Annotated in this window: 11 protein-coding genes and 2 tRNA genes; 10 read left to right on the top strand and 3 right to left on the bottom strand. The window is 66.5% G+C overall.

The window, feature by feature from the left end; all coding sequences use genetic code 11:
* The first annotated feature begins 134 nt into the window (after window positions 1-134).
* The 7 genes from gyrB to RF650_RS01940 all read left to right on the top strand — a co-directional run bounded on the left by gyrB (window position 135) and on the right by RF650_RS01940 (window position 7,505).
* Entirely contained in the window at window positions 135-2,204 is a 2,070-nt protein-coding gene (gene gyrB / locus RF650_RS01910) for a DNA topoisomerase (ATP-hydrolyzing) subunit B (protein ID WP_312918265.1), read from the top strand.
* 74 nt (window positions 2,205-2,278) lie between these two features.
* Complete coding sequence (gene gyrA, locus RF650_RS01915) at window positions 2,279-5,005, top strand: DNA gyrase subunit A (protein WP_368813916.1); 2,727 nt, start codon at window positions 2,279-2,281, stop codon at window positions 5,003-5,005.
* Window positions 5,002-5,484, top strand: a complete 483-nt coding sequence (locus tag RF650_RS01920; RefSeq protein WP_035962792.1) for a DUF3566 domain-containing protein — start codon at window positions 5,002-5,004, stop codon at window positions 5,482-5,484. Before gyrA ends, RF650_RS01920 begins: the two co-directional genes overlap by 4 nt.
* Before the next feature lie 92 nt (window positions 5,485-5,576).
* Window positions 5,577-5,650 (top strand) — tRNA-Ile (locus RF650_RS01925).
* Between the two features lie 49 nt (window positions 5,651-5,699).
* Window positions 5,700-5,822, top strand: coding sequence for a hypothetical protein (locus RF650_RS01930; protein WP_255359867.1), 123 nt, complete (start codon window positions 5,700-5,702; stop codon window positions 5,820-5,822).
* Between the two features lie 52 nt (window positions 5,823-5,874).
* Window positions 5,875-5,947 (top strand) — tRNA-Ala (locus tag RF650_RS01935).
* A 262-nt stretch (window positions 5,948-6,209) separates the two neighbouring features.
* Window positions 6,210-7,505: an Nramp family divalent metal transporter gene (locus RF650_RS01940; protein ID WP_368813917.1), complete on the top strand. Its 1,296-nt coding sequence runs from the start codon at window positions 6,210-6,212 to the stop codon at window positions 7,503-7,505.
* Between the two features lie 158 nt (window positions 7,506-7,663).
* Here RF650_RS01940 and RF650_RS01945 read toward each other — a convergent pair whose 3' ends face one another.
* Window positions 7,664-8,569 (bottom strand): hypothetical protein, encoded by a 906-nt coding sequence (locus tag RF650_RS01945; RefSeq protein ID WP_312918270.1) that lies wholly within the window; start codon window positions 8,567-8,569, stop codon window positions 7,664-7,666.
* 166 nt (window positions 8,570-8,735) lie between these two features.
* On the opposite strand from RF650_RS01945, the gene RF650_RS01950 reads away from it, so the two are divergent.
* The 3 genes from RF650_RS01950 (at window position 8,736) to RF650_RS01960 (ending at window position 11,903) form a co-directional block, all read left to right on the top strand.
* Complete coding sequence (locus RF650_RS01950; RefSeq protein ID WP_064845494.1) at window positions 8,736-9,281, top strand: peptidylprolyl isomerase; 546 nt, start codon at window positions 8,736-8,738, stop codon at window positions 9,279-9,281.
* Window positions 9,282-9,384: 103 nt separating this feature from the next.
* On the top strand, window positions 9,385-10,143 hold the full coding sequence (locus RF650_RS01955; protein ID WP_239320668.1) for a rhomboid family intramembrane serine protease: 759 nt from the start codon (window positions 9,385-9,387) through the stop codon (window positions 10,141-10,143).
* Window positions 10,144-10,652: 509 nt separating this feature from the next.
* Window positions 10,653-11,903, top strand: coding sequence for an MFS transporter (locus RF650_RS01960; protein WP_313361651.1), 1,251 nt, complete (start codon window positions 10,653-10,655; stop codon window positions 11,901-11,903).
* A 35-nt stretch (window positions 11,904-11,938) separates the two neighbouring features.
* Here RF650_RS01960 and RF650_RS01965 read toward each other — a convergent pair whose 3' ends face one another.
* Together RF650_RS01965 and RF650_RS01970 are read right to left on the bottom strand one after the other, a co-directional pair.
* Window positions 11,939-12,631, bottom strand: coding sequence for a hypothetical protein (locus RF650_RS01965; protein ID WP_368813918.1), 693 nt, complete (start codon window positions 12,629-12,631; stop codon window positions 11,939-11,941).
* A 14-nt stretch (window positions 12,632-12,645) separates the two neighbouring features.
* Window positions 12,646-13,800: an alpha/beta hydrolase gene (locus RF650_RS01970; protein WP_368813919.1), complete on the bottom strand. Its 1,155-nt coding sequence runs from the start codon at window positions 13,798-13,800 to the stop codon at window positions 12,646-12,648.
* Window positions 13,801-13,817 lie beyond the last annotated feature (17 nt).

The following is a 13,817-nucleotide window of genomic DNA, read 5'->3' on the forward strand; positions in this document are numbered from 1 at the left end:
GCTTCATGCGGTAGAATGGGAAGCCAAAGATCTTTCCGTCCCGCCAGCCGATGAGCCGCGAGCCGTCTCATCGGCTGTATTCATATGGGTCGGGTGATGATCGCCATCGATTACGCAGGAGGACCGGAGACCCCGTGGCTACAGAGGATCCCCTACAGCACGAGTACGGAGCGAGCGACATCACCGTTCTGGAAGGCCTCGAGGCGGTCAGGAAGCGCCCGGGGATGTACATCGGTTCCACTGGCCCCCGCGGCCTGCACCACCTGGTCTACGAGGTGGTCGACAACTCGGTGGACGAGGCGCTCGCGGGGTACTGCGACCACATCGAGGTGACCCTCCAGTCGGACGGCGGCGTGCGCGTGAGCGACAACGGCCGCGGCATCCCGGTGGACATGCACCCCACGGAGGGCAAGCCCACCGTGGAGGTCGTGATGACCATCCTGCACGCCGGTGGCAAGTTCGGCGGCGGTGGCTACGCCGTGTCCGGCGGTCTGCACGGCGTGGGCATCTCGGTGGTCAACGCCCTGTCCCGGCGTGTGGACACCGAAGTCCGCAGGCAGGGCTACGTCTGGCGGATGAGCTTCGCGAACGGCGGCCACCCCCAGGGTGAGCTCGAACGCGGCGAGCAGACGGACGAGACCGGGACCACCCAGGTCTTCTACCCGGACCCCGAGATCTTCGAGACCGTGGACTTCGATTTCGAGACCCTGCGGGCGCGGTTCCAGCAGATGGCGTTCCTCAACAAGGGTCTGCGGATCACGCTCACGGACGAGCGTGTCACGGACGAGACCGGCGAGGAGATCGCGGGGGAGTCCCCCGTGGACGCCTCCGGTCCGGTCGAGGGACAGGACGGAGGGACGGTCGGCGCGGACGACGCCGCTGTCCACGACCAGGCGGGCGCCCGCCGGGTGGTCTACTGCTACGAGCACGGGTTGCTGGACTACGTCACGTTCCTGAATTCGGCCAAGAAGGTCGATCTGATCCACGACGACGTCATCTCGCTCGAGGTGGACGACCCGGACAAGAAGATGTCCCTGGAGCTGGCCATGCAGTGGACCACGGCGTTCAACGAGTCCGTGCACACGTACGCCAACACCATCAACACCCATGAGGGCGGCACCCACGAGGAGGGCTTCCGCACCGCGCTGACCACGCTCATCAACCGCTACGCGCGGGAGAACAGGCTGCTGCGCGACAAGGACGACAACCTCACGGGCGAGGACGTGCGCGAGGGGCTCACCGCGGTGATCTCGATCAAGCTCGCGGAACCCCAGTTCGAGGGGCAGACCAAGACCAAGCTAGGCAACTCGGAGGCCAAGACCTTCGTTCAGCGCGAGATGTTCGACCTGTTCGGGGCGTGGTTGGAGCGCAACCCCAACCCCGCCAAGGACATCATCCGCAAGGCGATCTACGCGTCCCAGGCGCGGTTGGCCGCGCGCAAGGCACGCGAGACCACACGACGCAAGGGTCTGCTGGAGTCCGGGGGCATGCCGGGCAAGCTCAAGGACTGCTCGTCCAAGGACCCCACGGTCTCCGAGATCTACATCGTGGAGGGTGACTCCGCGGGCGGTTCCGCCGTGCAGGGCCGCGATCCCGCGCACCAGGCGATCCTGCCGCTGCGCGGGAAGATCCTCAACGTGGAGCGGGCCCGGTTGGACCGGGCGCTGTCCAACGCGGAAGTGCAGTCCATGATCACAGCCTTCGGCGCGGGGATCGGTGACGACTTCGACATCGAGAAGGCCCGCTACCACAAGATCGTGCTCATGGCGGACGCGGACGTGGACGGTCAGCACATCACCACCCTGCTGCTCACGCTGCTGTTCCGGTTCATGCGTCCGCTCATCGAGCACGGGTACGTGTACCTCGCGCAGCCGCCGCTGTATCGCATCAAGTGGTCCAACGCGCCGCACGACTACGTGTTCTCGGACGCCGAGCGCGATGCCGCCCTGGCCAAGGGTCTCGCGGAGAACCGCCGACTGCCCAAGGACAACGGCATCCAGCGTTACAAGGGTCTGGGCGAGATGGACTACACCGAGCTGTGGGAGACCACCATGGACCCGGAGCACCGCACGCTGCTGCAGGTCACCATGGACGACGCCGCCGCGGCGGACCAGGTGTTCTCGGTCCTCATGGGCGAGGACGTGGAGTCCCGCCGCGAGTTCATCCAGCAGAACGCGAAGGACATCCGCTTCCTGGACATCTGATCATGTGACGCCCGGAATATTCCGGCGCGAGTATGAACGATGATCCCGGGAACGAGAGAAGGAAACAGCAACTCATGAGTGACGAGACGCAGGACGGCAACGGCCCCGTGGACCCGCAGGGCGCACCCGAGACCGGCGACGGCGTCGTGACCGACGAGGTGGCGATCACGGGCGACCGCGTGGAGCAGATCGATCTCCAGACGGAGATGCAGCGCTCCTACCTGGACTACGCCATGGCGGTGATTGTGGGGCGCGCGCTGCCGGACGTGCGGGACGGTCTCAAGCCCGTGCACCGGCGGGTGCTCTACACAATGTACGACGGCGGTTACCGCCCCGATCGTTCGTTCAACAAGTGCGCGCGCGTGGTGGGCGACGTGATGGGCAACTACCACCCGCACGGTGACTCCGCGATCTACGACGCCCTGGTGCGACTGATCCAGGACTGGATCATGCGCTACCCGCTCGCGCTGGGGCAGGGCAACTTCGGTTCCCCCGGTAACGACGGCGCTGCGGCCCCCCGGTACACCGAGACCAAGATGGCGCCTCTGGCCATGGAGATGGTCCAGGGCATCCACGAGGACACCGTGGACTTCCAGGACAACTACGACGGCAAGCAGCAGGAACCCGTGGTGCTGCCCGCGCGGTTCCCCAACCTGCTGGTCAATGGCTCCTCCGGCATCGCGGTGGGCATGGCCACCAACATCCCCCCGCACAACCTGCGCGAGGTCGCGGACGGCGTGCAGTGGTACCTCAAGAACCCGCACGTGGACCGCGAGACCCTGCTCGAAGAACTCATCAAGCGAATCAAGGGTCCGGACTTCCCCTCCGGGGCGCAGATCCTCGGCCACAAGGGCATCGAACAGGCCTACCGCACCGGTCGTGGTTCCATCACGCAGCGCGCGGTGGTCAGTGTGGAGGAGATCCACAACCGCACGTGCCTCGTGGTCACGGAGCTGCCGTACCAGGTCAACCCGGACAACCTGGCCATCAAGATCGCGGACCTCGTCAAGGAAGGGCGGGTCCAGGGCATCGCCGACATGCGCGACGAGACCTCGGGGCGCACGGGTCAGCGGTTGGTGATCGTGCTCAAGCGGGACGCCGTACCCAAGGTCGTGCTCAACAACCTCTACAAGCACACGCAGTTGCAGGAGAACTTCTCCGCGAACATGCTCGCGCTCGTGGACGGGGTGCCCCGGACGCTGTCCCTGGACGCGTTCGTGCACCACTGGGTCACCCACCAGATGGAAGTCATCGTCCGGCGCACCACGTACCGCCTCAAGCAGGCGCAGGAGGAAGCGCACATCCTGATCGGCCTGCTCAAGGCCCTGGACGCCCTGGACGAGGTCATCGCCCTGATCCGGCGCTCGCCCACCGTGGAGCAGGCACGCACCGGGCTGATGGAGCTGCTCGAGATCGACGAGGCCCAGGCCCAGGCGATCCTCAACATGCAGTTGCGCCGCCTGGCCGCGCTCGAACGGCAGAAGATCCAGGACCGGCACGCCGAGCTGCAGCGGTTGATCGCCGAGTACGAGTCGATCATCGCGTCCGAGGAGCGTCAACGCGAGATTATCTCGGAGGAACTGCAGGGCATCGTGGACCACTACGGTGACGACCGCCGCACCGAGGTGCTCTACGGCTTCGACGGGGACGTCTCCATGGAGGACCTCATCCCGCAGGAGCAGGTGGTCGTGACCATCACGCGCGACGGCTATGTCAAGCGAACCCGCGCGGACGAGTACCGCGCTCAGCACCGAGGTGGCCGCGGCATCAAGGGCGCGCAGTTGCGCGGCGACGACGTCGTGGAGCACTTCTTCGTGACGAGCACCCACAACTGGATCCTGTTCTTCACGACCCTTGGGCGCGTCTACCGCGTCAAGGCCTACGAGTTCGTGGAGGCCGGCCGGGACGCCAAGGGCCAGCACGTGGCCAATCTCATGGAGTTCCAGCCCGAGGAACGCATCGCCCAGGTCATGGAGCTGCACTCCTACCAGGACGCCCCGTACCTCGTGCTCGCGACCCGCAACGGGTTGATCAAGAAGTCGCGGCTCACGGACTACGACACCAATCGTTCCGCGGGCGTGATCGCGATCAACCTGCGCGAGAACGACGAGTTGGTCTCGGCCATGCTCGTGAACACCGACGACGACGTCATGCTGATCTCGCGCCTGGGCCAGTCCCTGCGGTTCACCGCTGACGACGACGCCCTGCGCCCCATGGGTCGCGCGACCTCCGGTGTCACGGGCATGAAGTTCCGCCCCGGGGACGAGTTGCTCTCCGCCAACGTGGTCAGCGACGACTCCTACGTGTTCGTGGTGACCGAGGGCGGCTACGCCAAGCGCACGAGCGTCCAGGAGTACCGCGTGCAGGGCCGCGGTGGCCTGGGCATCAAGGTTGCCAAACTCGCCGAGGTCCGCGGTGGCCAGGTGGGCGGGCTGATCGTGGGCGAGAACGACGAGGTGCTCGTGGTCATGGAGAGCGGCAAGGTCGTGCGCTCCAACGTGAGCGAGGTCCCCGCCCGCGGCCGTGACACGATGGGTGTGATCTTCGCCAAGCCGGGTCCCAACGACGCCATCGTGGGGGTCGCCCGCAACGCCGAGCGGGAGATCGAGAAGGAGGTCGCGGAGGAGGATGCCGCCGAGGCCACCGGGCCGAGCGACGTCGCCCCCGGCTCCACGACGGACTCCCCCGAAGCCACGACCGCGGACGTCCCCGCGGGCCAGGACGGTGCCGACGCCGCTGCGCCGGTCGGTGACGACGATGCAGTAGCGTTGGAGCACAACGACAACGGAGGTGACGCATGAGCGCGAGCTCAGCCTCGAAGGCGGGCCAGCCCGTGAAGACTTCTTCCCCCCAGAAGCCGTCCCCGCAGAGCGCCAAGAGCTCCGGCAAGGGACTCGTGCGACCCGCCCCCCGGGCCAAGGTGCGCCGCGCACGGCTCGTGGTGTCCAAGGTGGACACGTGGTCCGTGCTCAAGCTGGCCTTCCTGCTCTCCGTGGCGCTCGGGATCATCACGGTCGTGGCGTCCCTGGTGCTGTGGATCGTGCTGAGCCTCACCGGGTTGTTCGACGGCATCAACGAACTGCTGTCCATGCTCGGCGGCAGCGCCGGGGGAGCGGACATCAAGCGGTTCCTCTCGCTCGGCAACGTGGCCCTGTTCGCCACGATCATCTCCGTGGTCAACGTCATCCTGCTGACCGTGCTGTCCGTGCTCGGGGCGCTCGTGTACAACATCGCGGCGTCCCTGATCGGTGGCATCGGGGTGACCCTGACCGACGACTGATCCCGCGGTCCGCCCGATTTTGTGCGGCGGATGAAACTCCGGTAAAGTCTTGGCGTGGCCGATCAGAGGACAATTCTGGCGGTGCACGCTGAGGGCGTATAGCTCAGACGGTTAGAGCGCTTCGCTGATAACGAAGAGGTCCCAGGTTCAATTCCTGGTACGCCCACCCATCGAATTCCCGCCAACCACGAGATGATCTCGTTCGGAGGGTCCCCATGAAGGCACGAATCGCAGCCCTGGCCGCACTGGCCGGCTTGTCCGTGGCAGCCTTCAAGTCTTGGCGCGAGGCGGAAGCCAAACGAGAGGCGTGGAATTCGGCCGTGGACCCCGTGGACTGACCGTCCCGGTACCGCGTCCGCGTTCTGCAGGATCAGCACCACAATTGAACACGGGGCCTTAGCTCAGTTGGTAGAGCGCCGCCTTTGCAAGGCGGATGTCAGGAGTTCGAATCTCCTAGGCTCCACACCCGAGAACCCCCGGGGACCGCAGCGCCGGTCCCCGGGGGTTCCTTCGTGCCGGGCCTGTTCCTGGTCCGTGCTCATCCGCTCTCATCCGGTTCGTCCTGGCCCGGTTCCTCCTGTCCCCGGCCTGGCGTGCGCGTCCCCGGTCCTCGGCGGGGACACACCAGCCATACTTCGCCACCGAAGGAGTGTGGCGCACCCGGCGTGAAAGACTGCATGAGCACAACTGTGACCTGATTCATGCCCGAAGTGTGGAGCCCCCCGATGCGCGACAAGACCCTGCTGCAACCCCTTCCGTCCATCGACCCCGATGAGTCGTTGGAGAAGGTCAAACGGTGGCAGCTGATCGGTCCCGGTCTCGTGGTGGCGGCCACGGGCGTGGGTGCCGCGGACATGGTGGCCACGCTGACCGCCGGCTCCCGCTACGGCTACACCCTGTTGTGGGCGGTCATCGCGGGCACGATCATGAAGATTGTGCTCGTGGAGGGCGCCGGTCGGTACTCGCTCGCGAGCGGGCGCACCATTTTCGAGGGTTGGCGCTCCCTGGGCCGGTGGACGTCCTGGTACTTCGGTCCGTACATCCTGATCTGGGGATTCGTGTACGGCGCCACGGCCATGTCCTCCTCCGCCCTGCCGCTCGCCGCGCTGTTCCCCATCCTGCCCCTATGGGCGTGGGCCATCCTCATGGGCCTGATCGGGTTCGTGATCGTGTGGGCGGGGCGCTACGCGGTGATCGAGAAGATCACCGCGGCCATGGTGGGGATCATGTTCCTGGTCATGGTGGGGCTCGCGATCATCACCCTGCCCAACATCCCTCAGATGCTTACCGGGCTGATCCCCGTGATCCCGCAGGGCGGTGTGGTGTACACGCTCGCGTTGGCCGGCGGCGTGGGCGGCACGATCACCCTCGCGGCTTACGGTTACTGGCTGCGGGAGAAGGGCTGGCACCAACCGCGGTGGATGCGCGTGATGCAGCTCGACAACACCGTGGCCTACACCGTGACCGGTATCTTCGTGCTCGCGATGCTCGTGGTGGGTGCCGAGGTCCTCTACTCCGCCGGCTACGCCATCAGCGGCGGGGACAAGGGCCTGCTGGACCTGGACCGGGTGCTGCGCGACCGCTACGGGGACGTCATCGGCATCGCGTTCCTCGTGGGGTTCTGGGCAGCCTCGTTCTCCTCCGTGGTGGGTGTGTGGTCCGGGGTGTCCCTCATGTTCGCGGACTACTGGGGCAACATCCGCAAGAAGCCCAGCGGCCACCCGGACACCCGCAACGGCGGGAAGTACTTCAAGTTCTACCTGCTGTGGCTCACGTTCCCGCCCATGCTCCTGCTCCTGTTGGACCGGCCCGTGTTCCTCATCCTGCTCTACGGCGTGCTCGGGGCGCTGTTCATGCCGTTCCTGGCGGTCACGCTGCTGGGACTGCTCAACACGTCCCGCACGCCCAAGCGCTGGCGCAACGGTGTGTTCACCAATGCGGTCCTAGTGGTCTGCGCCGTGCTGTTCATCATCCTGGGCGTCTACCAGATGTGGGACACGGTCTCCGACATCTTCTCCTGAGTCCCACCGCACGGGGCCGAGGGTCTCCCTGCACGGCCCGTGCGCTCGCCACGCACGGGTTCGTGTGTTCATTCCGGTACGACGACGGCGCCACACCCCCGAAGGGATGCGGCGCCGTCGTCGTGCGGGTCACGCGCGGTCGACGCGCGAGAACCGGCTCAGTGCTTGGGATCGCCCGGGTTGTGCTTGGAGCGGTTGTCCGGGGTGCCCATGTCGTCCGTCTTGGAGCCCTTGATCTGCTCCTTGACCTCGTTCACGGTCTGCTTGGCGTCCTCGGCCACGGACTTCACGCTGTCCGAGGCGCGGTGGGCGGCCTGGGACGCGGTGCCCGCCTTCTGGGCGGAGGAGGTGGGGTCCTTGACGTCGTCCACCTTCACACCGGTGCCGGCGGCGACCGTGGAGTTCGTGTTGACCGGGGAAGCCGATACACGCGGGGAGGCCGTGACGGGGGTCTTCCAGGGGTCCTGCACCGGGCGGGACGCGCGCCACGCGGCCACACCGGCCACGCCACCGGCGGCGAGGAGACCGAGGAGCAGCAGACCCTTGTGGCCACCCTGGGCCTTCTTCTGCTGCTTGGCGTATTCCTTGGCCGAGTTCTTCGCGGCCTTCTGGATGCGCTTGACGGTCTTCTTGTCACCGGTCAGCTTGGCCACGAGGGCGTCGAACTGGTCCGAGGTGTCCGCGTGGGCGACCTTGGAGGCCAGCGCGGCCACGGCACCGGAGTACTTGTCCTGCGCCACGGCACGGCCCTCGGCGGTCTTTTTGGCGGCCTTCGCGGCCAGGGGGGCGGCGGCAGCGGCACCGGCGGTCTTGGCCTTCTCGCCGCGGTGCTTGATGTCCTCACCGAGGTTCTGCGCCTTGCCCAGACCGTCCTGGACGTAGGGGCCCGTGGCCTCCACACCGCTCGCGAGGGCGGACGCACCCGCCTGCACGCCGTGCTGCAACTTCTCCCCGAGCTCACCGATCTCGCTGGAGAGCCAGTCCCCAGCGCTGACGACCTTGGACTCGGCGTTCTTCCGGGCGTGCTCGGTCTGCTTCTGGGCCTTGCTCTTGAACAAGCTCATTGTGTGTCCCTCCTACAGTGGTGACCGTAAAATCTCCACCTTCAGCATACGGTCTGACAACCCCGGGATTCCCGGGGAAAAGTGACACCCCAGCCCTTTTCACTGTGCGCTGAACACCTCGGGAGCGTTCTGTCGGCCCCGAGGACGCCGTGCCACAATGTGAATCATGACTTCCGCTATCGCCACGCACAAGGCCACCATCCACACCAACCACGGGGACATCGTGGTGGACCTTTTCGGCAACCACGCGCCCAAGACGGTCAAGAACTTCGTGGGTCTCTCGGACGGCACCCAGGAATGGGCGGACCCCCGCACGGGTGAGAAGCAGAACGGCCCGCTCTACAAGGACGTCGTCTTCCACCGCATCATCAAGGACTTCATGATCCAGGGCGGGGACCCGCTGGGCCAGGGCATCGGCGGCCCGGGCTACAACTTCGACGACGAGATCAGCCCCGAACTGAACTTCAATGCCCCGTACATGCTGGCCATGGCCAACGCCGGTACCCGCAACGGCCGCGGCACCAACGGCTCCCAGTTCTTCATCACCACCGCGCCCACCACGTGGCTGCAGGGCAAGCACACCATCTTCGGTGAGGTCGCGGACGACGAGTCCAAGAAGGTCGTGGACGAGCTCAACAACGTGCGCACCGGCGGCCAGGACCGTCCCGTGGAGGACTGCGTGATCACCTCCATCGACATCGAGAAGCTCTGACCCGCAGCTTTCACGCCCGGCACGAAGCCCACCCGGTCCCCGGGTGGGCTTCGTCCGTATTCGAGCCCCGTCCAGCCGCCCTGCCCACTCCCGGAGGATGACCATGACCCACCACCCCGACGACCCGCCGGATTACGGACGGCCCGCCGGCGCCCCGGACGGTCCCGCCCCGTGGAGCGGCGCGCCCGTTCCCGCCCCGCGGTACGGGCAGTACGTCCACGGTCAGCAGTCCGCCCACCCGGGTGGCGCGCCACGCGGCGGGTACGACGGCGCTGCGCCGCGCCGTCGTCGCAGCCCCCAGCGCGTCGGGGGCATGCCCGTGACGTGGACGCTCATCGGGATCTGCGTGGTCATGTGGGGCCTGCAGTGGCTCACGAGCCTGTTCACGCCTTACAGCCTGACGAGCATCCTGGGATACGCTCCCTCGCTCACGGACACCCAGCCGTGGCGGATGCTCACGAGCGGTTTCGTCCACGCGATGCCCTCGCCACTGCACCTACTGCTCAACATGTACACGCTCTATCTCTTCGGTCGGATGCTCGAGCCGCTGCTGGGGACCTGGCGGATGGCCGTCCTGTTCGTGGTGTCCGTGCTGGGCGGATCCGTGGGAGTGCTGTTGCTCGGTAATCCGTGGGTGCTCGTCATCGGGGCGTCCGGCGGCGTCTTCGGGCTCTTCGGCGCAATGTTCGTGTTCATGCGCCACTTCAAGAACAACATCACGCCCATCGCGGTGTTGATCGCGATCAACCTGGCTTTCGGTTTCCTGGTGGGCGGCATCGCCTGGCAGGCGCACGTGGGCGGGTTGATCGCCGGTGGTCTCGTGGCGCTCGCCATGCTGCCGGGGCTGCGTCGCCGACTCTGACCGGGCCCAGCCGTAAGCAGGGAAAGCTCTCCCGTTCCGCCGGATCCGGGTCGGGGATCGCGCTCTGATCCGGGCGTCCCAATGGCTGTCCACAGGGGTTGTCCCCACCTGTTAACAACTTACAGATGTGTAATTCCACAACTGTGAACACCCCTGTGGATACCGCGACAGCGCGCTAGGACTGCCCCGTAGGGGACATGTCGATCGCGATATGCACAAGGTTCTCCACACCTGTGGATAACTTTCGTACACGGGGTGGGGACAGTTCACGATCGTGACCTCACCCACACGTGCGCGGGCTCGTGAATAAATCGCGCGTGCACCGTGTTGTAGTGATCCTGTGCCCGCCCGGGTGCTGCCCGAATGGTCCGCCCGCGCGGTTCGCCCGCTACGAGTGCCTGCGCGGTGCGATGTCATAGGCCACGGACCGATCGCCACGGCCTCTCCGGCCACTCACCCGCATCCCTCTGGGGAACCCCACCTGCGAATCCTCGAAAGGTCGCGCGTCCATGTCCCAGTTGACCCCCGCCCGTCGCAGACTCGCGCTGTTCGCCCTGGCTCTGGGCGGTTTCGGCATCGGCTGCACGGAATTCGCGTCCATGGGACTGTTGCCCCAGATCGCCCAGAACCTCCTGCCCGATCTCTACGGTGCGTCCTCCGAGACCGGGATCGCACGCGCCGGGTGGCTCGTGAGCGCGTATGCCATAGGTGTCGTGGTCGGGGCCCCGGTCATCTCCTTCTTCGCCGCGAAGTCCTCCCGCACCACGATGCTGCTCGTGATGGCCGCGGCACTGCTCATGGGCAACCTCGCCTCTGCAATCGTGCCCACGTTCGAGTCCCTCCTGGTGATGCGGTTCCTCGCGGGTATTCCCCATGGCGCATACTTCGGTCTGGCGTCCCTCGTGGCCGCCACCGTGATGGGTCCGGGGAACCAGGCCAAGGGTGTGGCACTTGCTTTATCGGGGCTCACGGTCGCCAACGTCGTAGGTGTCCCAGTGATGACGGCGGTCGGTCAGGCCTACGGCTGGCGCATGGCATACGTCGTGGTGGCCGTGGTCTTCGCGGTCACTGCGATCGGCGTGTGGCTGACCGTCCCCCACCAGGACCGGGTGGTCGGAGCGAACCGGCGCCGTGAACTGCGGGCGTTCCGGCTGCCGCAGGTGTGGATCGTCATGGGGATCGCGGGGATCGGTTTCGGCGGGTTCTTCGCGATCTACAGCTACCTGACCCAGATGAGCCGTGAGCTGGCGGGGCTGTCCGGCGCCGGCATCCCGTGGTTACTCGCGGTCGTGGGAATCGGCATGACCCTGGGCAACATCCTGGGCGGGATCAGCGCGGACCGCAGTGCCCGGCGCACCATGGCCGTGGGTTTCCCGGCCCTCACCGCGGCACTGTTGCTCGTGGGGGCGCTCGCGGGATCCCCCGTGGGGATCTTCGTGGCCGGGTTCCTCATGGCACTGGCCAACTCATTCATCATGCCCAGCATCCAGAGCTGGCTCATCACGGCGGCGGGGCCCGCCCAGCTCATGGGCGCATCGCTCAACCACGCGGCGTTCAATGTGGCCAACTCGATCGGGGCCCTACTGGGCGGTGCGGTGATCTCCGCCGGTTTCGGCTACCGCTCCCCGGCCCTCGTGGCGGCCGCGCTGGCCGTGATCGGAGGTCTCCTCGCGCTCGCGGGTGTCAAGCGCCAGAAGGCGGACCGGCGGCGTCGGCTCGAGGCCGGCCTCCCGGTGACGGCCTCGCAACAGGCCGTCTGACGCCCCACCCGCGCTCCGCGGACACCTGGCGCGCCTTACTGGACCAGGAAGTGGCCCACCAGCAGGAACTCCCCGGCGTCCAGGAGCATGAGCAGCGCCGCGAGGCCCAGCACCGCGGTGACCAGCCGGTTGATCCACGGGGACACGGCGGCCCGCGCCCTGCGCATGACCCGGGAAAACCGCTGCTGTTTCCCCAGGATCGTCAGTAGCATCAGAAGTGTCAGGGGGAACTGACTGATGAGGGACCACGCGATCCATCCGGCCACCGCGTGGGACGGGGGTTGTGAGGCGCCGGTGGCCACGTGCACGTCGAACGGGAGATCGAAGATCACGATGCCCACGAAGATCACCGCGGTCACGTACAGGGCCCACGGACTCGTGGCGGGCTTCTCCTCGGGGGTGTCGCGGCCCCGGGAGCGCCGCGCCGCCACCACCCGCCACACGGCGTAGCCGCCGATGGCCAGGGCGAGGACCAGTTCGATCCACGCCGAGATGCTGCCGTGGCGGATGAGTTCCCACCAGTTCACGCGCTTCAGACCGGGACCCACGAGCAGGGTCAGGGTCATGCCCCACGCGGCGGTGCCACCCAGCAGTACCGCGGCGGAGCCCATGATGTGCCGTTTCCGGATCCCCGCGCCCAAAGCTGCCGCGAGGATGAGCATGGGCACGGGGTCGAAACCACCCAGGGCCGTGAGTAGGACGCTGAGCGCGTATTCCTGGGTGTTCATCTACGCCGTGCCGGTCAGGCGCTCACGGGCGCGAAGGCCGGGGACGTGCGGCCGAGCCATTCGAGGGACGGATCCAGCTGAGCCTCCCACAGCGCCACGCGGTGACCGCCGCTCTGTGAGATGTTGGACACCAGGGTCGTGGGCGGGGACACCGACGCCGCGAACTTGCGCACCGCGTCGACCGAGATGGTGTCCTCACCGCCGGAGAAGAACCAGATCTTCACGTCCGGTTTGTCCCGGGCCACGACCGAGGCCAGATCGTAGGAGCGAGGATCCGTGGTCTTCCACTGCTGGCCCTTGCTGTACGTGGGGGCGAAGTACCCGGCCAGGTTCACGCTGCTGGCCCAGACGTCCGGGTGACGCACGGCGAACATGGACGAGCACCAACCACCGGCGCTGTAGCCCACCGTGCTCCAGGCTTCCCGGTCCGTGGACACCCGCAGATTGCCGCGGATCCACGAGACCACGTCCTTGCTCACATAGCTCTCCCACTGACCGTTGTTGCTGTCCACGCATTCGGTGTCGTTGTTACCGGGATAAACGTTCGGGATCACCACGATGGCTTCCCGCATGGCGCCGCTGTTGACCCGCGAACGAATGTGCTGGGCGATGTCCATGGCCTTGGTATAGGTCTTCACGTCCCCGGGGAAACCGGTGAACGCGGTGATCACCGGATACACCCGCTGCGGTTGTGTCATGTAGGACGGCGGTAACCAGACGGTGGCTTCCTGCGTGATGCCGGATTGCGGTCCGTGAATCTTCAGATTCACCCACTGCCCTGACGTGTTGTTGGGATCCATCTGGGACCCGAAGAACGCGTTCTGCGTGGGGTTCGTCTGCATGGCGTTGAACGCCCGGTGCGGCAGGTCCTTGATGGGCTTGGCCGCCGCGGCGGTGGCACCCACATCCGTGACGGCCACCTGGCCGCCACCGCCGGAGAGTAGGTCCCCCCAACTGGAATACCACTGGTTGTCCATGTTCATCTTGAGGAAGATCCCCACCAGCACCAACAGGGACACGAGCGCCACGCACACAAATTGCATCACGTACTTGAGGATTCCCGGCCGGCGTTGCCGTGGCAGCACCACGACGGTGAATGCCAGCGCCAGGAAGGCCAAGATCACGGTGATGATGAACAGGGGCCACCCGTTCAGCTCGAAGAACGCCATTGCGAATTGCTCGTTTC

Origin of the sequence: Kocuria sp. CPCC 205297, from assembly GCF_040981035.1 — a bacterium.
Taxonomy (GTDB): domain Bacteria; phylum Actinomycetota; class Actinomycetes; order Actinomycetales; family Micrococcaceae; genus Kocuria; species Kocuria marina.